Genomic DNA, 19,584 nt, shown 5'->3' on the forward strand with positions numbered 1-19,584 from the left:
GAGTGGATGACACTGGCCGGGACCGGACTCGGCGCCGTCGTCGGGGTCGGCTCGACGCTGCTCGCCGACCGGGTGCGGTGGCGGCGCGAGACCGGTGAACGGGACCGACGCGAACGCCGGGAGCTGTATGTCACCTGCCTGACCAAGTACCGGCTGGCCTACGAGGCCATGCACACGGCCGCCACCGTCCACCGGGACGGGTCCGCCGACCGGCGGGACGCGGCCGTGCGGGAGGCGTTCCGCGACTCGGGCTGCGACGAGGTCCGGGAGAACCTGCTGATCTGCGCCCCAAAGGAGATGGCGGACGTCGTCGAGGACGTGTACGCCTCCCTGCGGGAGCTGCTGGAGGTGTTCGCCGCAGGTGATCCGGCGCTGGACACACCGGAGTTCCAGGAGCACCGGCTGAGGCACGCGCACGCGGTGTGGGCGGCCCGGGCGGCGATGCGGGCGGCACTGGAGCGGGGGGCCCGGTAGCCGCGCCCGTCACGGACGGGCCGGCTTGCCGTCGCCGTACAGCCAGTCCTTCCAGATCTCGGTGAAGTCCTTGTGCGGGGCCTTCTTCTCCACGTACGCGGTGAAGTCGGCGGTGCTCGCGCTGCCGTGGCGGTGGGCGGCGGCCCAGCCCTGGATGATGTCGTAGAACGTGTCGTCGCCGACCGTCTGCCGGATCTTCTGCAGGACCATCGCGCCGCGCTCGTAGACGGGGCTGTCGGAGATGTGGGCGGCGCTCGACGGTTTCGCGGGCGGGTACGCCCAGATGGCCTCGTCGCCGCCGTGGTACAGGTCCATGAAGTGCTTCTGCACGCTGTCGCCGCCGTGGTCCTCCTGGTAGAGCCACTCCGCGTAGGTGGCGAAGCCCTCGTTGAGCCACATGTCCCGCCAGGACTTCGGGGTGACCGAGTCGCCGTACCACTGGTGGGCGAGCTCGTGCACGAGGGTGCCGGTGTCCGGGGCGCCGGGGAAGACGGGCCGGTTCTGGGTCTCCAGGGCGTAGCCGGCGTCGTCGGGGCGGTCGACGATCGCGCCGGTGGAGGAGAAGGGGTACGGTCCGAAGTTGGTCTCCTCCCACTCGATGATCTCGGGGAGCTGTGCCAGCACCTTCTCGCTCGCCTTCGCCTGGGTGGGGTCGACGGCCGTGAGGATCGGCAGTCCGTGCGGACCGGTGCCGCGGGTGAGGTCGAAGTGGCCGACGGCGACGGTGGCGAGGTAGCTCGCCATGGGCTGGGCGGTGTGCCAGTGGTACGTCGTACGGCCGCCCTTGGTGTACTGGTCCGCCAACTCGCCGTTGGAGACGGCCTGCAGGCCCTTGGGGACGGTGACGGTGAGGTCGTAGGTGGCCTTGTCGGAGGGGTGGTTGTTGCCGGGGAACCAGGCCATGGAGCCGACGGGTTCGCCGAGGGCCAGGGCGCCGTCGGCGGTGGGCAGCCAGCCCTCCTTCGAGCCGTCGGGGTCGGTGAGGGTCTGCGGGGTGCCCGAGTAGCGGACGGTGGTGCGGAAGGTCTCGCCGTTGCTCAGGTCGTCGTGCGGGCGGACGGTGAGTTCCTGGCCGGCCCGGTTGAAGCGGGCCTGTCTGCCCTCGACGGTGACCGAGTCGACGTGCAGCCCGGCGAGGTCGAGGTCGAAGGCGGACAGGCCCTGGGTGGCGCGGGCGGTGATGACCGCGGTACCGGTGAGATGGCGGGTGGCGGGGGTGTAGGCGAGGGTGAGGGCGTAGTGCTCGACGTCGTAGCCGCCGTTGCCGGCCTTCGGGAAGTAGGGGTCGCGTACGCCGGAACCGCCGGGGGTGCCGTGCACACCGGCGTCGCACGCGGTGCCGGTCAGGGCGAGGGCGAGCAGGGCCGCGGCGGCCGGCACAAGGCGTACGGATCTGGACATGTCAGTGATCTTAAGTGCCGGGGTTCGAGTGATCCGAGTGTCTTGGGCCGCTGCCGAGGCGTGACACCATCTCTCCCGTGCTCGACATCGGCTACGCCCTCTCCAACCGGTTCCCGGATCCCCCGCAGACCGACTACCGCCGCGCGGACGTGCGCGCGCTGCGGCACGACCTGTTCTGCGGTGACGTGTATCTCGCGGACACGAAGACGGACCGGGAGCTGTCCACAGCCTGGGGATGGGTACCGGTGCTGGACTTCGCGTGGGCGCTGTGCGACATCGTGGAGCGGCTGGACCGGGATCCGATGGGCTCCCGCGCCGCCCGGCCGCAGCGGGCGGAGCTGGACTTCACCGAGTCCACCGACCGGATGCTGTTCGAGCGCCGCTTCGGCTGGGTGGACATCACCGCCGACTGGGTGCCGGCCGAGGAGTCCCCGCTGTCCTTCTCCCACGCCGAACTGCGCCGCGAGGCCCGTGACTTCCTGCACGACCTGATCGCCGATCTGACCGACCTCCATGAGGACCTCTCGGAGAACCCGGCCATCTGGACGCTCCAGGCCCGCTTTCCACGCGTGCCGTAGGGCCTACTCCACCCGGATCCCCAACTCCGCCGCCAACAGCGGTGCCAGATCCAGCAGTTGCCCCTTGTTGATGACCGCCCCCGACAGCCGGTCCAACCCCCGCACGATCTCCAGCGGCGCCGCCCCGCGCAGGTCCACGTCCTTCAGGGTCGCGCTGCCGAAGTCGGCCTCTCTCAGTGCGCAGTCGACGAACTCCACCCGCTCCAGGGTCGCGCCCGCGAAGTCCGGCTCGACCAGGACGCAGGACTCGAAGACGACGTCCTTCAGGCGGGCCTCCCGCATGTTGAGGTAGTCGATCTTGCCGCCGCAGACCACGACCCGTTCCAGGACGGCGCCGTGCAGTTGCGTGCCGCCCAGCCGGGCGTCGATCAGCTCGACGTCACGGAACGTGGACTCGGCGAGATGCGTGCCCACCCCGCGCGGCCCGGTCAGTACCGAGTCCAGCACTCTGGCCCGGCCCAGCGCCGTACCGTCCATCAGGCAGCCGGTCAGCGCGCAGTCCATGAACCGGGCGCCCACGCCGTCCTGGCCGGTCAGGTCGGCGTCCTGGAAGTCCAGCCCGTCGTAGTCCCCGTCCGGCTCCAACTCCCCCGCCGGCCACGGCCGAAGGGGCGGCAGCCGCAGCTCCGGCCTTCGCGCGCCCTGCACCCCTGCCCGGCCCGCCGCACGGCCGCCCGTCGCTCTCCTCGCCATGCCCCCATGCTGCACCCCACCACTGACAATCCCCCCTGACCTGCGTAAACCCCGGCGATGTCACATTCCGGCCCCGTCAATCAGTCCTAGTTACGGACCGACAGCCGTACGCACGGACCAGTTGTACCGATCCGAGGGAGGGCCCACCTCATGCACCGCCCCATGCACCGCATCACCGTCGTCGGCGGCGGCTTCGCCGGACTCACCGCCGCGATCACCGCCGCCGAGGCCGGCGCCACGGTCACCGTGTACGAGGCCCATCACACCCTGGGCGGCCGGGCCCGCACCGCCGAGGGGCCGTACCGCACCAACGAGGGCCCGCACGCCCTCTACAACGGCGGCCCGCACTGGACCTGGCTCCGGCAGCGGAACCTGATCGGACCGCTCGCCCCGATCCCGGCCCTGGAAGCGGCCCGGCTGCGGCTGCGGCACCACGGCGCGCTGCGCCGCACCCCGCCCTTCGGCATGCTGAAGCTGCTGCGCCCCGGCATCCGGCAGGCGCCCGTCGACACCGACTTCCTGAGCTGGGCGGCCGGTGTCGCCGGCGAGGAGGGCGCCCGCGCCGCCGCGCACTACGCGGCCGTCGCCCTGTTCCACCACGACCCCGGCGCGCTGTCCGCCGCGTTCGTGCAGGAACGGCTGCGCCGGGCCACCAAGCTGCCGCCGGAGGCTCACTATCCGGTCGGCGGCTGGGCCTCCCTGATCGACCGGATGGCCACCCGGGCCTGGAAGCTGGGCGTGCGGATCGAGACGCTGTCCCGCGTCGACGCCCTGCCCACCGACAGCCCCGTGGTCGTCGCCACCTCGCTGGCCGCCGCCCGTCGGCTGCTCGGCGACGACTCGCTGACCTGGCCGAGCGGCCGTACCGTCCTGCTCGACCTCGCCGTCCGCACCCGGCGGGGTGACCCGTTCGTCCTCTCGGACCTCGACGCGACCGGCTGGCTGGAGCGGTGCACGGCACCGGATGCGTCCCTCGCCCCGGCCGGGGAGCAGCTGATCCAGGGGCAGTTCCCGATCGGGCCGGGCGAGTCCCGTGCCGACGGTCTCGCCCGCGCCGAGGAGCTGCTCGATCTGGGCTTCCCGGGCTGGCGGGAGCGGCTGACCTGGCGCCGGGAGGCGGTGGCGGACGGCCGTACCGGGGCCGTGGACCCGCCGGGGAGCAGCTGGCGGGACCGGCCCGCCGTGGACCGCGGCGACGGGGTCTATCTCGTCGGCGACCAGGTGGCGGCGCCGGGTGTGCTGTCGGAGGTGTCCTTCAACAGCGCGGTCACCGCGGTGTCCCTGATCCTCGGCCGGCCCGTCCTTGACCTCAAGCGCGCTTGAGGTCGGAGCGTGGGGCCGATGAGACAGCCGTCCTCCTGGGGGGTCACCATGCACGCCGTCCGCCTGTACGCCTTCGGTCCCGCCGAGAACCTCCGCTACGAACAGGCCCCGGACCCGGTCCCCGGCCCGGGTCAGGTGCGGATCGCGGTCGCCGCGGCCGGGGTGCACCTGCTCGACGCCGCCCTGCGCGCCGGGCACCGGGGCCCGCTGCCCGAACGGCCCGCCCTGCCGACCGTGCCCGGCCGCGAGGTCGCCGGGGTCGTGGACGCGCTCGGCGACGGCGCCGACGGGCTGTGGCTCGGCAGGCGGGTCGTGGCCCACCTCGGCCTCGCGCCCGGAGGGTACGCCGAACTCGCCGTCACCGACATCGACCGCGTGCACGAGATCCCGCGGAACCTGGACTTCGCCGCTGCCGTCGCCATGATCGGCACGGGGCGTACGGCGCTCGGGATCGTGCAGTTCGCCGAGCCGGGACCGGACGACGTGGTGGTCGTACCCGCCGCCGCCGGAGGCATCGGCACCCTGCTCGTGCAGTACGCCAAGAACGCCGGCGCCACCGTGATCGGACTCGCGGGCGGCCCGGAGAAGACGGCCCGGGTCCGGGCGAACGGCGCCGACCTCGCCGTCGACTACGCCGACACCGCCTGGCCCGCGAAGGTCCGGGCCGGCCTCGGAGCCAGGCAGGCCTCGATCGTCTACGACGGCGTCGGCGGCGAGGCGGGCCGGCAGGCCGTCGCCCTGCTCGGACCCGGCGGGCGGCACCTGGTCTTCGGCTGGTCGGCGGAAGGCATCGGGGAGGGCACGGGTCACCTCGTCGAGGGCGTCTCCCAGTCCGTGCTCGGCCCCGAAATGCTCCGCAAGGCGGGCGGCCTGCGCGCGCTCGAACTGCGCGCGCTCGCCGAAGCCGCCCACGGCCGGCTGCGCCCCGCCGTCACCCGCTTCCCCCTCGCGAAGGCGCCCGCGGCGCACCGCGCACTCGAGAACCGCGGCACGATCGGAAAGGTGGTACTGGAGCCATGAAACGCCCGACGAAAGCCACGACGAAAACCACGGCGAAAGCCCCGAGCAGCCGGAACGCACACACGGATGCAATACGCCACGATCCGTGGTCTTCTGGCGAGATGAGTATCGGCCGAACGGGTGCGACCGGAACCCCCCGAGAGGCCCCCGAGGCCACCGATCCGCACCGCTGGTGGGCCCTCGTCGTCATCGCCCTCGCGCAGCTGATGGTCGTCCTGGACGCGACGATCGTGAACATCGCCCTCCCCTCCGCCCAGCACGCCCTGCACATGTCCGACGGCAACCGGCAGTGGGTGATCACCGCCTACACCCTCGCCTTCGGCGGCCTCCTCCTGCTCGGCGGCCGCATCGCCGACCTCGTCGGCCGCAAACGCACCTTCGTGCTCGGACTCGTCGGCTTCGCCATCGCCTCTGCGATCGGCGGCGCCGCCACCAGCTCCGGCATGCTCTTCGGCGCCCGCGCGCTCCAAGGCGCCTTCGCCGCCGTCCTCGCGCCTTCCGCGCTCTCCCTGCTGACCACGACCTTCACCGACCCCCGCGAACGCGGCAAGGCCTTCGGTGTGTACGGCGCCCTCGCCGGCAGCGGCTCGGCGATCGGGTTCATCGTCGGCGGTCTGCTCACCGAGTACCTCAACTGGCGCTGGTGCCTGTACGTCAACGTGCCCATCGCCGTCCTCGCCGTGTTCGGCGCCTTCGCCCTCCTGCACGACCGCCCCGGCCACCGCGAGGCCGGTCTCGACGTAGCCGGCGTCCTGCTCGGCTGCGGCGGGCTCGTCGCGATCGTCTACGGCTTCAGCGAGGCCGAACCACGCGGCTGGACCGACGCGCTGGTGCTCACCCTCTTCGCGACCGGGACCGCCCTGCTCACCGCGTTCATCTGGTGGCAGAAGCGCGCCCCGAGCCCCCTGCTGCCGCTGCACATCATCAAGGACCGCAACCGCGCGGGCTGCTTCCTGACCATGATGCTCGCGACGATCGGCATGTTCGGCCTGTTCCTGTTCATGACCTACTACCTGCAGATCATCCTCGGCTACTCGCCGGTCAGGACCGGCCTCGCCTATCTGCCCCTCACCGCCGCGATCATCACCGGCTCCACGCAGATCTCCGCCCGGCTGCTGCACCGTGTGGCCCCGCGCATGCTCATGGCTCCCGGCATGGTCCTCGCGGCGGGCGGCATGATGCTCCTGACCCGTATGACGGTCCACTCCTCCTACACGACCGAGATCCTGCCCGCCCTGCTCCTGATGGGCCTCGGCATGGGCCTGACCTTCATGCCCGTGTTCGCCACCGCGACCTCCGGTGTCGCGCCCCGCGACTCCGGCGTCACCTCCGCGACCGTCAACACCTCGCAGCAGGTGGGCGGCTCGATCGGCACGGCACTGCTCAACACCATCGCCACCACCAGCAGCGCCGCCTACATCACGGCCCACCTGCGCACCGGCGCGCCCAAGGCGCTCGTGGTCCCGGCCGGTGTCGTCCACGGCTACACCGTCGCCATCTGGTGGGCGGCCGGCGTGATGCTCCTGGCAGGTCTGACGGCCGGCCTGCTGGTCACGGCCAAGGCCCCGAAACACGGGGCGCCGGCCGACGCCCAGGTGCCCGAGTCAGTGACCTGACCCCAACGCCGCGAGCGCCTCGTCCGTCAGCCGGTACACCGTCCACTCGTCCTGCGGACGCGCGCCCAGGGCCTCGTAGAAACCGATCGCGGGCCGGTTCCAGTCCAGCACCGACCACTCCAGCCGCCCGTACCCGCGCTCCACACAGATCCGCGCCAGCTCCGTCAGCAGCGCCCGCCCGTGCCCGCCGCCCCGGGCACCGGGCCGGACGTACAGATCCTCCAGGTAGATCCCGTGCACCCCACGCCAGGTCGAGAAGTTCAGGAACCACAGCGCGAACCCCACGGCCTCCCCGGTGGCGTCGTCCACAGCCATGTGCGCGAACGCCGCCGGCCGCTCCCCGAACAGCGCCTCCCGAAGCTGCTCCTGCGTCGCCCTGGCCTCGTCCGGCGCCTTCTCGTACTCGGCCAGCTCACGGATCAGGGCGTGGATGACGGGGATGTCGGCGGGTATCGCGGTACGAATCATGTGGCGAGGCTAACCCGTGAGCCGGCGCGCGATCTCCAGCTGCCGTTCCTCGACCGGCCGGCCGTCCTCCACGTCCCACAGGGCGTTCTGCAACAGCCGGCCCAGCGTCCAGGCGCGTGCCCGCTCCCGGTCCAGACCGAGCACCTCCGTCATCGCGTCGAAGCGCCGGCGCACCTCGGCCGCCTCGAAGCGGTTGTCCAGCGCCGGCCACAACTCGAAGCCCGGGTCGCCGGCCAGCGGCTTGGGATCGATGGCCAGCCACTCGGCGCGGTCGGCGGCCAGCACGTTCTCGAAATGCAGATCCCAGTGCAACAGCCGGTCACCGGGCTCCGCGACGACCTCACGCACCGCGGCCGCGCAGTCGGCGACGATCCGGCGCGCCCGAAGGTCGGGGATGCGCTCCAGCGCCCACGGCGTCTGCTCCAGCATGGCCTCGGCGATGTCACCGAGCCGGCGCATGCCCGGTGGCGCCGGGAAGGACGTCAGCCGGTTCAGCAGCCGCGCGACGACCACGACGGCCTCACGGGTGTCGGCCACGGCGGACAGCATCCGCGACTCGTCGAGCCGCTCCGGCAGCATGGTGCCCGTCGCCGGGTCGTGGTCCAGCAGCCGTACGGGCCCCGTCGCCGGGTCGTGGTCCAGCAGCCGTACGGCCCCGTCGCCGTCCCACACCCGCAGCGCGACCGGCTCCCCCGCGCTCTCCTCGTCCGGCAGCTGCAGTTCGAGCACGGCACGGCCGCCGTCGGCCCGGACCACCGGCAGGACCAGCGCGCTGACACCGTTCATGCACGGACCGTCGAGCCGCAGCCGCCACCGGTCCAGAAACGCGGCCGCCAGATCCGGCAGCCCGGCGATGAACGCCCGCCCCGCCGCACCGTTGTACGTCTCCTGGGCCTCCGCGAGATCGCCGGGGATGTCAATCACGGACCGGACGATACTGGCGTGCGTGAATCGGCTCATGCGAATCAACCGGGGCCTCGGCTACGTATGGGCGTACATCCGCAGCGCTCCCGGCACGTATGTGTGGCTGGCGGTCCTGTTCGTCACGACCGTCGCGCTGCACCAGATGTCGCCGGAGTTCGAGCAGCACTTCCTGCGGCAGCGGTCGACCAACATCCACGAACTGTCGCGCAATCCGGTACGGGTCCTCGTGGCCAGCGCGATGTGGATCGACAGCGGCCACTGGCTCCCCTACGTCCTGCTGTACACCGTGTTCCAGGCGCCCGCCGAACGCTGGCTCGGCACGGCCCGCTGGTTCGCGGTGTGCGCCCTGGCGCACGTCCTGGCCACCCTCATCAGCGAAGGCGCCCTGCTGAAGGCCGTCCGGGACGGCATGGCCCCGCATTCGGCCGTCAACACCCTTGACATCGGCGTCAGTTATGCCCTGGCTGGCGTCATCGGGGTCCTCACCTACCGCATAGCACCACCTTGGCGGTACGCGTATCTCCTGGTCATCCTGACCGTCTTCACCCTGCCCCTGGCAGCGGGACGCACCTTCACCGAACTCGGCCACTTCGTCTCCGTACTGATCGGGCTGGCCTGTTACCCCCTGACCAGAGGCCGCGGAAAAGTATGGAATCCGAAGGAGACACTGGCCGCTCCGAGGGGTTAACGTCCCGGCCATGAGCAGCACGGCAAGCAGTGTCGTCAACGGCGGGATCTCCTTCTGGTACGCGGACGACGGCCTCCCCGCGGTACGCGAGCCCCTGCCGGGGGACGCGACCGCCGACGTCGCGATCGTCGGCGGCGGCTACACCGGCCTGTGGACCGCGTACTACCTGAAGAAGGCCGCCCCCTACCTCCGCATCACCGTCCTGGAACAGAAGTTCTGCGGCTACGGCGCCTCCGGCCGCAACGGCGGCTGGCTCTACAACGGCATCGCCGGCCGCGACCGGTACGCCGAACTGCACGGCCACGAGGCCGCCGTACGCCTGCAGAAGGCGATGAACGACACCGTCGCCGAGGTGATCGCGGCAGCCGAGGCCGAGGGCATCGACGCCGACATCCACAAGGGCGGCGTCCTCGAAGTGGCCACCACTCCCGCCCAGCTGGCCCGCCTGAGGGCCTTCCACGAGCAGGAGCTGTCGTACGGCGAGAAGGACCGGGAACTCTACGGCGCCCGCCAGACCGCCGAGCGCATCCGCATCGCCGACGCGGTCGGCTCCACCTGGACCCCGCACGGCGCCCGGCTGCACCCCGTGAAGCTGGTCAAGGGCCTCGCGGCGGCGGTGGAGGCCCTCGGCGTCACGATCCACGAGTCGACCCCGGTGACCGAGATCCGCCCCAAGCACGCCGTCACCCCCTACGGCACCGTCCGCGCTCCCTACATCCTGCGCTGCACCGAGGGCTTCACGGCGTCCCTGAAGGGCCAAAGGCGCACCTGGCTCCCCATGAACTCCTCCATGATCGCCACCGAGCCGCTGACCGAGGACCAGTGGGCGTCCATCGGCTGGGACGGCCGCGAAACCCTCGGCGACATGGCCCACGCCTACATGTACGCCCAGCGCACCGCCGACGGCCGCATCGCACTCGGCGGCCGAGGCGTGCCGTACCGCTTCGGATCGAGGACGGACAACGACGGCCGCACGCAGGAGGCGACCGTCGAAGCCCTCCGGGAGATCCTGACCCGCTTCTTCCCGGCCCTCGCCGGGGTCCGGGTGACACATGCCTGGTCGGGCGTCCTCGGCGTACCCCGCGACTGGTGCGCCACGGTGACCCTCGACCGCTCGACGGGTCTCGGCTGGGCCGGCGGATACGTCGGCTCCGGCGTCGCGACCACCAACCTGGCCGCCCGCACCCTGCGCGACCTGGTCCAGCAGGACTCCGGCCAGGGCGGCCGCACCGAGCTGACCGACCTGCCCTGGGTCGACCACAAGGTCCGCAAATGGGAACCCGAACCCTTCCGCTGGCTCGGCGTCCACGGCATGTACGCCACCTACCACACCGCCGACCAGCGTGAACGCCTCCGCCCGGGGACGGAGTCCTCGCGGCTGGCGAAGGTGGCCGACCGGGTGGCGGGGCGGCACTGAACGGCCCGACGCGAACGGGCCGACCTGAGGGAAACCCCCAGGTCGGCCTGGTTGTCTGGAGCCCCCTGTCGGATTCGAACCGACGACCTTCGCTTTACAAGTTCGATCGTGGGTCGCCTGGAGGCGCTTCACCACAGGACGACACGGTCACGTGTGACTGCCCTGGACCGCTGGTGTACTTCGACGTTGATGTCAGCCATGGATGTCACCCCGTTTCCGATCCTCGGCCGGTGGTAACTCCCTGCTGCTCTCCATGGCACGGCCAAAGTCTTTACACACCTCGGTGAATTCTCCGGTGCGCCCTCGGTGCCGCGCACCCTGCGGGCCACGGGTGCTCTCCGCATCTGTCGCGTGGCTGCCGGGGGACGTCGTGGTGGAGCACCTCACCGAGGTCGGCTGTGACTTTCCCTGACAGGGGATGCTCGCGGGGCGGATGTTAGGTTTCGCATGCCGTCGGTGTCTGCATGGGTGAAACCCAGACGGACCCGAACATAGAGGGGCTCGCGATGAGCATTCACCAGCAGGTCACCATCCCCGCCGACCCCAAGCGGATCTATCAAGTGCTCGCCGACGCCGAGGTGTTGTCGGCCCTGTCGGGCATGGGCGGCACGATGGCCCGGACCGTGGGGGAAGAGTTCGTCGCCTTCGACGGGAACGTCACCGGGCGGCAGATCGAGCTGGTCCCCGGCATCCGGATCGTGCAGTCGTGGCGGTTCCCCCGCTGGGAGCCGGGACAGCACTCCCTGGTCAGCTTCACTCTCACGGCCGTGGACGGCGGTACCCGCCTCACCATCGACCAGCACGGCGAGCCTGACGACTGGCACGACCACATCGCGGCGAACTGGCCGACGTTCTACCTGACCCCGCTGATGGAGCACTTCGATGTCTGACAACTTGGGACCGAGCAGCGGCGGACCCGCCGGCGCCGGGAAGGGAGAAGCGGGTCATGGCCGTGACTGACCTGCTGCAGGCGGCCCGCTCCGGCGACGAGGCGGCCTTCGCCGACCTGGTCGCCCCGTACCGGCGGGAACTGCACGTGCACTGCTACCGGATGCTCGGCTCATTCGACGACGCCGAGGACGCAGTGCAGGAGACCCTGCTGGCGGCCTGGCGCGGCCTGGCCTCCTTCAAGGGCCGCGCCTCGGTGCGCACCTGGCTCTACAAGGTCGCCACCAACACCTGCCTGAACCTGATCCGTACCGCCTCCCGGAGGCCGCAGATGGCCGACCCACTGCCTGCCTCGGCACCCGAGCCGACAGGGTCGGCCGAGGTCACCTGGCTGCAGCCCTATCCCGACCTGCTGCTGGACGAACTGTCGGACCGCGCGGCCGCCCCGGAAGCCCGGATCGAACAGACCGAGGCGGTGTCGTTGGCATTCGTGGCCGCGTTGCAACTGCTGTCGCCGCGCGCCCGCGCGGTAGTCGTACTGCGCGACGTGCTGGGGTTCAGCGCCGCCGAGGTGGCCGAAACCCTTGAGTCCACACCAGAGGCGGTCGCGATGGCGCTGAGTCGGGCACGTGCAGCGCTGCGCGAACATGCTCCACGGCGCGCTTCCACGGACAGTACGGTCGGCACGGCCAGCGAGGCGCGCTTGGTGCGGCTGCTCACCCAGGCGCTGACCGCGCACGACGTCGACGCCGTGGTACGCCTGCTCGCTGAGGACGTGCGGATTGCGATGCCGCCGCTACCCGCCGTCTGGCAGGGCCGTGACCGGGCGGCGGTGTTCCTGGCCGAGGTGGCATTCCGGCTGGTGCCGCGCGCCCGCTTCGTCCCGACCCGCGCCAACGGGCAGCCCGCCCTCGCCGTGTACATGCACGACGCCGTGGACGGACTGTGGCGCGCGGGAGGGTTGCTCGTCATCACCCTGGATGGCGACCAGATCACCGGTCTGACCCGCTTTGAGGCCGCCACGATGCATCCGTTCGGGCTGCCCCGCATCCTCCCCGACGACCGATCGCACGACTGATCAAATGACCGGCCGCATGGCTGGTCGCGAGAACAGGAGCCCCGCTCATGACCACCGACAACAGCTACACAAAGACCATCACCGTCGCCGCGACCCCTGAGGAGGTCTTCGCGGCGCTGACCGACCCGGACCAGGTCACCACCTGGTGGAGCGCAAAATCCACAACCGGATCCGGGAAGGCTGGCGGCGAGTTGCAGATCATCTTCGGCACCGAGGAGCACCCGACGGTGATGCGGGTGCTGTCCGCCCACCGCCCCGAAGTGGTGGTCTGGGAGGTTACGTCCAGTCCGCTGATCCCCGATTGGAAGGGCACCCGACCGACGTTCACGATGGCTACGACAGAGGACGGCTGCCGTCTGGACTTCGCCCACCACGGACTGGTCCCCACTCTGGAGTGCTTCGACCTGTGCAATGTCGACTGGGGCCGGTTCCTGGTGCGCCTGGCCGCGCACGCCGAGCAGCGTGGCTGAGAGGCCCCGGCGCAGAACGGCCCCGACCGTTCAACGGAGACAACTTCGCCCTCCGCAGGGGCCTGGCCAGTTGGCACTAGCACTGGCAGCGCTTCTCGGGCTTCTCCTGCCCGTCATCGCGCTCGAATCGGGAATCGCTACTCGGGGCGCACGGCGGCAGAGCTGGCGGCCGCCGGCGCTGCCGCCCTCTGCCTGACCCAGTCAGTCGTTTCGGCTGGCCGCACGTCCCGGTCGCCCTGCGCAAGGACGGCTCAGTCCACTACCGCGACTACCGAGCGATACCCCACGCGCTCACACTCGGCGCCACCGAATCCGGCAAGTCCGTCTACCAGCGCAACCTCGTCGCCGGGCTCGCCTCACCGACGCCGCCGGCATCCGGCGCATCCGTCTGCACGACGCCCGGCACGGCTGCGCCACGCTCCTCACCGCGGCCGGTGTCACGCCCCGCGTCGTGATGGAGATTCTGGGCCACAGCCAGATCAGCATCACGATGGACGTCTACACGCACGTGACCTCGGACACCCAGCGCGAGGCCATCAGTCACATGGACCGCCTGCTCAGGCGCCGCCTCGACCGCGAGTGACCACCCCGGTGATGTCACCCGTGGATGTCGAAACGCCCCGGACGGATCATCGTCCGGGGCGTTTTCGCTGTTCAGCGAGAGAGCCCCCTGTCGGATTCGAACCGACGACCTTCGCTTTACAAGAGCGGCGCTCTGACCAGCTGAGCTAAGGAGGCGTGCACCTGGTGCTCGTGCAGTGTACCCAGGTCCTCGGCGGGTCCCGTCGAAAATTTCCGCGAAGTTCACAGACTCCGGGGTACTGACAGACCACGTGAACGCCAGGTACCGTCCTGAGCCAGTTCACTCGTGTGGACTACACCAACCACCTTCCTACAACGGATCGTCCGGCACGTTCCTGCCGGTAGAAGGGGGCCCATTCACCATGGCCACTGTCACGTTCGACAAGGCGACCCGGATCTACCCGGGTTCCACCAAGCCCGCCGTCGACTCGCTCGACATCGCGATCGAGGACGGCGAGTTCCTCGTCCTGGTCGGCCCGTCGGGTTGCGGAAAGTCCACCTCGCTGCGGATGCTCGCGGGCCTGGAGGACGTCAACGCCGGCGCCATCCGCATCGGTGACCGCGACGTCACGCACCTGCCGCCCAAGGACCGGGACATCGCCATGGTGTTCCAGAACTACGCCCTCTACCCGCACATGTCGGTCGCCGACAACATGGGCTTCGCGCTCAAGATCGCGGGCGTCAACAAGGCGGAGATCCGGCAGAAGGTCGAGGAGGCCGCGAAGATCCTCGACCTCAGCGAGTACCTGGACCGCAAGCCGAAGGCGCTCTCCGGTGGTCAGCGCCAGCGTGTCGCCATGGGCCGCGCGATCGTGCGTGAGCCGCAGGTGTTCCTCATGGACGAGCCGCTGTCCAACCTGGACGCCAAGCTCCGTGTGAGCACCCGTACGCAGATCGCGTCGCTGCAGCGCCGGCTCGGCATCACCACCGTCTACGTCACCCACGACCAGGTCGAGGCCATGACGATGGGCGATCGTGTGGCGGTCCTCAAGGACGGTCTGCTCCAGCAGGTCGACTCGCCGCGGAACATGTACGACAAGCCCGCGAACCTCTTCGTCGCCGGCTTCATCGGCTCCCCGGCCATGAACCTGGTCGAGGTTCCGATCACCGACGGCGGCGTGAAGTTCGGCAACAGCGTCGTCCCGGTCAACCGGGATGCGCTGAAGGCCGCCAGTGACAAGGGTGACCGCACGGTGACCGTGGGCGTCCGGCCCGAGCACTTCGACGTGGTCGAGCACAATGGCGGCGCGGCCGCCTCCCTGACCAAGGACAGCGCGGACGCGCCGGCCGGTCTCGCCGTCTCCGTGAACGTCGTCGAGGAGCTCGGCGCCGACGGCTACGTCTACGGCACCGCCGAGGTCGGCGGCGAGGTCAAGGACCTGGTCGTCCGCGTCAACGGCCGCCAGGTCCCGGAGAAGGGCTCCACGCTGCACGTGGTGCCGCGGCCGGGCGAGATCCACGTGTTCTCGACGTCCACGGGTGAGCGTCTCTCCGACTGAGCGCGTTCACGCCGACTGAGCTGCGCGTTTGCGCCGAGTTGACGAAAGGGGCCCTGCGGAGTGCCGCAGGGCCCCTTTCGTGCTGTTCACGCGCCCGGATATACCCCGGCACAGCCATCATTTCGGGCGAGGCACGTCAACCCCTACCCCGAAATTGGCGCCACCTCATCCCCCGAAGGGGTGACTGAATGTCGCCAAATCATTACCCCACGCTACCCTCACACGCGTGAAGCACTCCTCCACCACCCCACAGACGCGATGCGGCCACCGGGGCGGCCCTGCCCGCCGGATCGGCCGTACTCTCGCTCTCGTCCTGCCCGTCGTCCTGGTGCTCTCGGGAACCCTCGCGGTGACCCGGATCAACTGGACGGGGAGCCCCTCCAGCTCGGTGCTGGCCGCCTCGGACATCTCCGCGGCGGAGGTCTCCACCAAGACGGTCTCCCGCGCCCCGCAGGACGTGCTCCGCGACCAGCTGATGAGCGAGCTGCAGGACAGGAACCCCGGGGTCGTCCTCACCCACCTCCAGCAGGCCGTGAACGGACACCCCGCGCTGGCCCGGCACTGCTCCGCCATCGCCCGCGCCCTGGGCCAGGCCGCGGTGCGCATCTACGGCGCCTCGCGCGCCCAGTCCTACGCCCGCCCGGTGTGCGACACGTCGTTCGCCTCGGGCGTGCTCGCCGCGCACAGCTGAACACCGGGGCCCCCGGAAGCCGGTGACCGCTCCTTCGGGTAACGGGTCCCCAAGGAGCGCGCCGCCGTCGGCCGGCCCCAGCGGGGCGCCACGTACAGTGCGGTCATGACCCATCCCAACGCCGCGTCGCGCCCCACTCAGGCCGTGGTCCTGGCCGGTGGCCAGGGCTCCCGGCTGCGCCCCTACACCGACGACCGGCCCAAGCCGATGGTCGAGATCCCCGGCACGGGCACTCCGATCATCGGCCACCAGCTGACCTGGCTCGCCGAGGAAGGCGTGACCGACGTGGTGGTCTCCTGCGGCCACCTCGCCGACGTCCTGCAGAAGTGGCTGGACTCCGCCGACCTGCCGCTCTCCGTCACCACCGTCGTGGAGACCGAGCCCCTCGGCCGGGGCGGCGGCCTGAAGTACGCCGCCGCGCATCTCCCCCGCCCCGACCGGGCCTGGTACGCCACGAACGGCGACATCTGGACCCGCTTCTCCCTGCGGGACATGGCCGACTTCCACACCGAGCGGGACGCCGTCGCGACCCTGGCTCTGGCGCGGCCGCGCATCCCCTGGGGGGCGGTGCAGACCGACGGGTTCGGGCACATCACCGACTTCATCGAGGCCCCGCCGTCGACGTTCGAGATCAACGCGGGTGTGTATGTCTTCTCGCCCGAGTTCACCTCACTGCTGCCGGAGCGGGGGGATCATGAGCGGACCACGTTCCCCGGGCTGGCCCGCGAGCGGAAGCTCGCCGGGTTCCCCATTCCGCAGGGGGCGTATTGGCGGGCCATCGACACCGCCAAGGATCTGACCGAGGCGGCCAAGGAGCTTGCCGCGTTGGGGCGGTAGCCCGGCAGGTCGCGCCCTCCCCGCATCAGAAGGCCCCGTACCTGTCGCGGTACGGGGCTTACTGCTTGCCGGATGGGCTAGCCCAGCAGGCCGCCCACCAGGCCCGGCTGGCCGCTGGACGAAGAGCCGCCCGAGCTGCCGGTGCCGCCCGAGCTTCCGGTGCCGCCGGAGCTGGACGCGCCGCCGGAGCTGGACGGGCCCGCCGTCGTGCTCGGGGCGCCGCCCGTCGGGGAGGACTGGCGGGGCGGGATCTGGCCCGAGGTGCCCTGGGTCTGGCTCGGGGTCGTGGTCGTACCGCCCGCGGTGCGGGTGGCGCCCGGGGTCGCCGCCGCGCCGGAGGGGCTCGCGCCGGCCGTGGCGCCGCCCGAGGGCGAGGTGGAGGCCGCCGGGGTCTTCTTGTGCCGCGCGCCGGGCTGCTGCGGGACCGGGGAGCCGGGGAGGTTGTTGCGGGGGGCCTCGCCCGGGCCGGGGACGACGACCCGGCTGGAGTCGCGTACGGCGCCGCCGAGCAGGGAGCCGACGAGCAGGGTGACGCCGACGGTGATGGCCGTGACCAGGCAGCCCCGGCGCAGGACATAGCGGCGCAGGTCCCAGATGTCGGCGCGGGGGCCGAGGCGGCGCCAGGCACCGGCGGCGAGGCGGCCGTCCACGGAGTAGACGGGGGCGCCGGCGATGATCAGCGGCGACCAGGCGGCCAGATAGATGATGTCGGGGGCGTCGTAGGCGGGAACCGTCTTCCAGCTGACCGTGACGATCAGGGCGGCGGACAGGAGAGCCCCCACGACCGCGGTGACGCGCTGCCAGCAGCCGAGGACGGTCAGGACGCCGACGACCACCTGGAGGAAGGCGATGACCAGGCCGGAGCCGACGGGGTGGTGCAGGGCGAACTGGCGCAGCGGCTCGGCGACGTTCCAGGGGTGCAGGGTGTTGAGCCACTTGACCATCGAGCCGCGCTTGCCGCCGTCGAAGTAGACGGGGTCGCACAGCTTGCCCATGCCGGCGTAGATGGAGATGAAGCCCAGGAAGATGCGGAGCGGGAGGAGGACCACGCCCAGGTTCATCCGGCGGCCGGGGTAGTAGGCGTGCCGGGCCGGGTCGTCCGCGTGGCGGCGGGCGGAGCGCGGGGCGTCGGGGCCGGCGTAGTCGTCGTATGCGTCGTACTCGCCGTCGCCGTAACCGTCGTGGCCGTCGTACGGCCCGAAGTCGGCGCCCGCGTAGGGGGGTTCGTCGTAGGCGCCGCCGACCGGGCGCATGTGCGGCAGCAGGCGGGTGCCGTCGACGTCGGGTGCTGTGCGCTGGTGGCCCACGACCGGGGTCTCGACCGTCTGGCCCAGGTCGTCGTAGGCGTCGGCGTAGCCGGTCCCGACGCGTGGGATGACCTGTGTGGCGCCGGGCTCGGGCTCGGCGTGGCGGACGCTGCTGCCCCGCACGGCCTGGAGGAGCCGGTGGGCGCCGGTGTCGTCGGGGGCGGACTTGCCGCTCCACACGACGGGACGGCGGCGGCCTGCGGCGGCGACCGGCCGGCCCGCCGTGCCCAGGACTGGCATCCGGGCGGCGTTCTGGGCGCTCGGATGCCGGGCGATCCGCGGGGATGGGCCGCGCTTCGCCGATGCGCCCAGCTGCACGCGGAAGCTGGCGTGATTGACGATGACCTGCGCCGGATCGCTCGGCACCTTCACCATGCTCAGCGCGGGAGCCTCGTCGAGCCCGGACTGGAATCCCGACGAGCGTCCCCCCGTGGGTGTGCGGGGTGTTCTGGTGTCCACACTCATCTAACCGAGTGACGTGGAGTTAGGACACTGCTTTGACCGGGCGGATGTGTCCGGACCCCGTCAAAGCAGTCTCGAACGCCACATGGACCCCAGAATTACCCCGCTAGGGTGAAATTCCGGACGGGTGTTCAGTCCCGTCGGCGCGCCGTCACGTCATCCGCGCCTGCGGGCCGCCTCGTACAGCACGATGCCCGCCGCCACACCGGCGTTCAGCGACTCCGCGCCGCCCGGCATCGGGATGCGGACGCGGAAGTCGCAAGTCTCGCCGACCAGGCGGGACAGGCCCTTGCCCTCGCTGCCGACGACGATGACGACCGGGCCGTCCAGGGCCTCCAGATCGCCGAGTTCGACCTCGCCGTCCGCCGCCAGGCCCACGACCGTGATGCCGGCCTTCTTGTACGCCTCCAGGGCGCGGGTGAGGTTGGTGGCGCGGGCGACCGGGGTGCGGGCGGCCGTGCCGGCGGAGGTCTTCCAGGCGCCGGCGGTCATGCCGGCCGAGCGGCGCTCGGGCACGACCACGCCGTGGCCGCCGAACGCGGAGACCGAGCGGACGACCGCGCCGAGGTTGCGCGGGTCGGTGACGCCGTCCAGGGCGACGATCAGCGGGTCCTCGGACTCGTCGTAGGCGGCGTCGGTGAGGTCCTCGGGGTGCGCGTACTCGTACGGCGGGACCTGGAGGACGAGTCCCTGGTGGTTGAGGCCGTTCGTCATGCGGTCCAGCTCGGGGCGCGGGGCCTCCATCAGGTTGATGCCACCGCGCTCGGCGGCGAGCTGGAGGGCCTCACGGACGCGCTCGTCGTTGTCGATGAACTGCTGGACGTAGAGCGTGGAGGCGGGTACGCCCTCGCGCAGCGCCTCGACCACCGGGTTACGGCCGACGACCAGCTCGGAGGCCGACTTGCCGCTGCCCCGGCGCTGCTGCGGACGGCCCTGCGTGCGGCGGACCTTGGCCGCGGCGGCGCGCTGCTTGGCGTGGCCCTTGCGCATCTCGGCGGGCGGGGTCGGGCCCTTGCCCTCCAGGCCCCGGCGCCGCTTGCCGCCGCTGCCGACCTGCGCGCCCTTCTTGCCGGACATGCGGCGGTTGTTCGCGGCCATGACCTACCTGTTCTCTACGAAAAAAGTGTGCGTACGTCTATGCAGTGTGCCGCCCGGGGGGCCGGGCGGC

General features: G+C 71.3%; 19 protein-coding genes, 1 tRNA gene and 2 pseudogenes. 15 read left to right on the top strand and 7 right to left on the bottom strand.

The window, feature by feature from the left end:
* Window positions 1–6 precede the first annotated feature (6 nt).
* A complete protein-coding gene (locus AB0M27_RS04720; RefSeq protein WP_365718193.1) occupies window positions 7–474 on the top strand; it encodes a hypothetical protein in 468 nt (155 codons plus the stop codon).
* 9 nt (window positions 475–483) lie between these two features.
* Here the strand turns inward: AB0M27_RS04720 and AB0M27_RS04725 are convergent, their stop codons facing one another.
* The gene (locus tag AB0M27_RS04725; RefSeq protein WP_365717907.1) at window positions 484–1,875 is read right to left on the bottom strand and encodes a M1 family metallopeptidase; all 1,392 of its coding nucleotides are present in this window, start codon (window positions 1,873–1,875) and stop codon (window positions 484–486) included.
* A gap of 77 nt (window positions 1,876–1,952) precedes the next feature.
* Here AB0M27_RS04725 and AB0M27_RS04730 point away from each other — a divergent pair, with 77 nt between their 5' ends.
* Entirely contained in the window at window positions 1,953–2,453 is a 501-nt protein-coding gene (locus AB0M27_RS04730; protein WP_356303744.1) for a hypothetical protein, read from the top strand.
* Between the two features lie 3 nt (window positions 2,454–2,456).
* Here AB0M27_RS04730 and AB0M27_RS04735 read toward each other — a convergent pair whose 3' ends face one another.
* Window positions 2,457–3,146 carry a pentapeptide repeat-containing protein gene (locus tag AB0M27_RS04735; RefSeq protein ID WP_365717909.1) on the bottom strand — a complete coding sequence of 230 codons (690 nt, stop codon included), beginning with the start codon at window positions 3,144–3,146 and terminating at the stop codon, window positions 2,457–2,459.
* 162 nt (window positions 3,147–3,308) lie between these two features.
* On the opposite strand from AB0M27_RS04735, the gene AB0M27_RS04740 reads away from it, so the two are divergent.
* The 3 genes from AB0M27_RS04740 to AB0M27_RS04750 all read left to right on the top strand — a co-directional run bounded on the left by AB0M27_RS04740 (window position 3,309) and on the right by AB0M27_RS04750 (window position 7,105).
* On the top strand, window positions 3,309–4,469 hold the full coding sequence (locus AB0M27_RS04740) for an NAD(P)-binding protein (protein WP_365718195.1): 1,161 nt from the start codon (window positions 3,309–3,311) through the stop codon (window positions 4,467–4,469).
* Window positions 4,470–4,517: 48 nt separating this feature from the next.
* The gene (locus AB0M27_RS04745; RefSeq protein ID WP_365718196.1) at window positions 4,518–5,489 is read left to right on the top strand and encodes a zinc-binding dehydrogenase; all 972 of its coding nucleotides are present in this window, start codon (window positions 4,518–4,520) and stop codon (window positions 5,487–5,489) included.
* 101 nt (window positions 5,490–5,590) lie between these two features.
* The gene (locus AB0M27_RS04750) at window positions 5,591–7,105 is read left to right on the top strand and encodes an MFS transporter (RefSeq protein ID WP_365717912.1); all 1,515 of its coding nucleotides are present in this window, start codon (window positions 5,591–5,593) and stop codon (window positions 7,103–7,105) included.
* Here the strand turns inward: AB0M27_RS04750 and AB0M27_RS04755 are convergent.
* Entirely contained in the window at window positions 7,094–7,573 is a 480-nt protein-coding gene (locus AB0M27_RS04755) for a GNAT family N-acetyltransferase (RefSeq protein WP_365717914.1), read from the bottom strand. The genes AB0M27_RS04750 and AB0M27_RS04755 overlap by 12 nt on opposite strands.
* A gap of 9 nt (window positions 7,574–7,582) precedes the next feature.
* Window positions 7,583–8,533 (bottom strand): aminoglycoside phosphotransferase family protein, encoded by a 951-nt coding sequence (locus AB0M27_RS04760; protein ID WP_365717916.1) that lies wholly within the window; start codon window positions 8,531–8,533, stop codon window positions 7,583–7,585.
* Between AB0M27_RS04760 and AB0M27_RS04765 the strand changes: the two genes are divergently transcribed.
* The 7 genes and pseudogenes from AB0M27_RS04765 to AB0M27_RS04795 all read left to right on the top strand — a co-directional run.
* The gene (locus AB0M27_RS04765) at window positions 8,532–9,185 is read left to right on the top strand and encodes a rhomboid-like protein (protein WP_365717918.1); all 654 of its coding nucleotides are present in this window, start codon (window positions 8,532–8,534) and stop codon (window positions 9,183–9,185) included. The genes AB0M27_RS04760 and AB0M27_RS04765 overlap by 2 nt on opposite strands.
* A gap of 10 nt (window positions 9,186–9,195) precedes the next feature.
* Entirely contained in the window at window positions 9,196–10,602 is a 1,407-nt protein-coding gene (locus AB0M27_RS04770) for an FAD-binding oxidoreductase (protein WP_365717920.1), read from the top strand.
* 506 nt (window positions 10,603–11,108) lie between these two features.
* Window positions 11,109–11,492, top strand: coding sequence for an SRPBCC domain-containing protein (locus AB0M27_RS04775; protein WP_365717922.1), 384 nt, complete (start codon window positions 11,109–11,111; stop codon window positions 11,490–11,492).
* Between the two features lie 56 nt (window positions 11,493–11,548).
* The gene (locus AB0M27_RS04780) at window positions 11,549–12,568 is read left to right on the top strand and encodes an RNA polymerase subunit sigma-70 (RefSeq protein ID WP_365717924.1); all 1,020 of its coding nucleotides are present in this window, start codon (window positions 11,549–11,551) and stop codon (window positions 12,566–12,568) included.
* Between the two features lie 47 nt (window positions 12,569–12,615).
* Complete coding sequence (locus AB0M27_RS04785; RefSeq protein WP_365717926.1) at window positions 12,616–13,038, top strand: SRPBCC domain-containing protein; 423 nt, start codon at window positions 12,616–12,618, stop codon at window positions 13,036–13,038.
* Between the two features lie 224 nt (window positions 13,039–13,262).
* Window positions 13,263–13,394: pseudogene (locus tag AB0M27_RS04790) on the top strand (FtsK/SpoIIIE domain-containing protein); the annotation flags it as partial.
* Window positions 13,391–13,621, top strand: a pseudogene (locus tag AB0M27_RS04795) (tyrosine-type recombinase/integrase); the annotation flags it as partial. The pseudogenes AB0M27_RS04790 and AB0M27_RS04795, both read left to right, overlap by 4 nt.
* Window positions 13,622–13,702: 81 nt before the next feature.
* Here the strand turns inward: AB0M27_RS04795 and AB0M27_RS04800 are convergent.
* A tRNA-Thr gene (locus tag AB0M27_RS04800) sits at window positions 13,703–13,776 on the bottom strand.
* A gap of 206 nt (window positions 13,777–13,982) precedes the next feature.
* Between AB0M27_RS04800 and msiK the strand changes: the two genes are divergently transcribed.
* From msiK to AB0M27_RS04815, 3 genes are all read left to right on the top strand, one after another.
* Window positions 13,983–15,119, top strand: coding sequence for a diacetylchitobiose ABC transporter ATP-binding protein MsiK (gene msiK / locus AB0M27_RS04805; protein ID WP_365717928.1), 1,137 nt, complete (start codon window positions 13,983–13,985; stop codon window positions 15,117–15,119).
* A gap of 226 nt (window positions 15,120–15,345) precedes the next feature.
* On the top strand, window positions 15,346–15,810 hold the full coding sequence (locus AB0M27_RS04810; RefSeq protein WP_365717930.1) for a hypothetical protein: 465 nt from the start codon (window positions 15,346–15,348) through the stop codon (window positions 15,808–15,810).
* 105 nt (window positions 15,811–15,915) lie between these two features.
* Entirely contained in the window at window positions 15,916–16,647 is a 732-nt protein-coding gene (locus tag AB0M27_RS04815; protein ID WP_365717932.1) for a nucleotidyltransferase family protein, read from the top strand.
* Between the two features lie 77 nt (window positions 16,648–16,724).
* Here AB0M27_RS04815 and AB0M27_RS04820 read toward each other — a convergent pair whose 3' ends face one another.
* Together AB0M27_RS04820 and rlmB are read right to left on the bottom strand one after the other, a co-directional pair.
* A complete protein-coding gene (locus AB0M27_RS04820; protein WP_365717934.1) occupies window positions 16,725–18,419 on the bottom strand; it encodes a DoxX family membrane protein in 1,695 nt (564 codons plus the stop codon).
* 153 nt (window positions 18,420–18,572) lie between these two features.
* Window positions 18,573–19,514, bottom strand: coding sequence for a 23S rRNA (guanosine(2251)-2'-O)-methyltransferase RlmB (gene rlmB / locus AB0M27_RS04825; RefSeq protein WP_365717936.1), 942 nt, complete (start codon window positions 19,512–19,514; stop codon window positions 18,573–18,575).
* Between the last annotated feature and the right edge of the window lie 70 nt (window positions 19,515–19,584).

The organism is Streptomyces sp. NPDC052107, assembly GCF_040680215.1.
Lineage (GTDB): Bacteria > Actinomycetota > Actinomycetes > Streptomycetales > Streptomycetaceae > Streptomyces.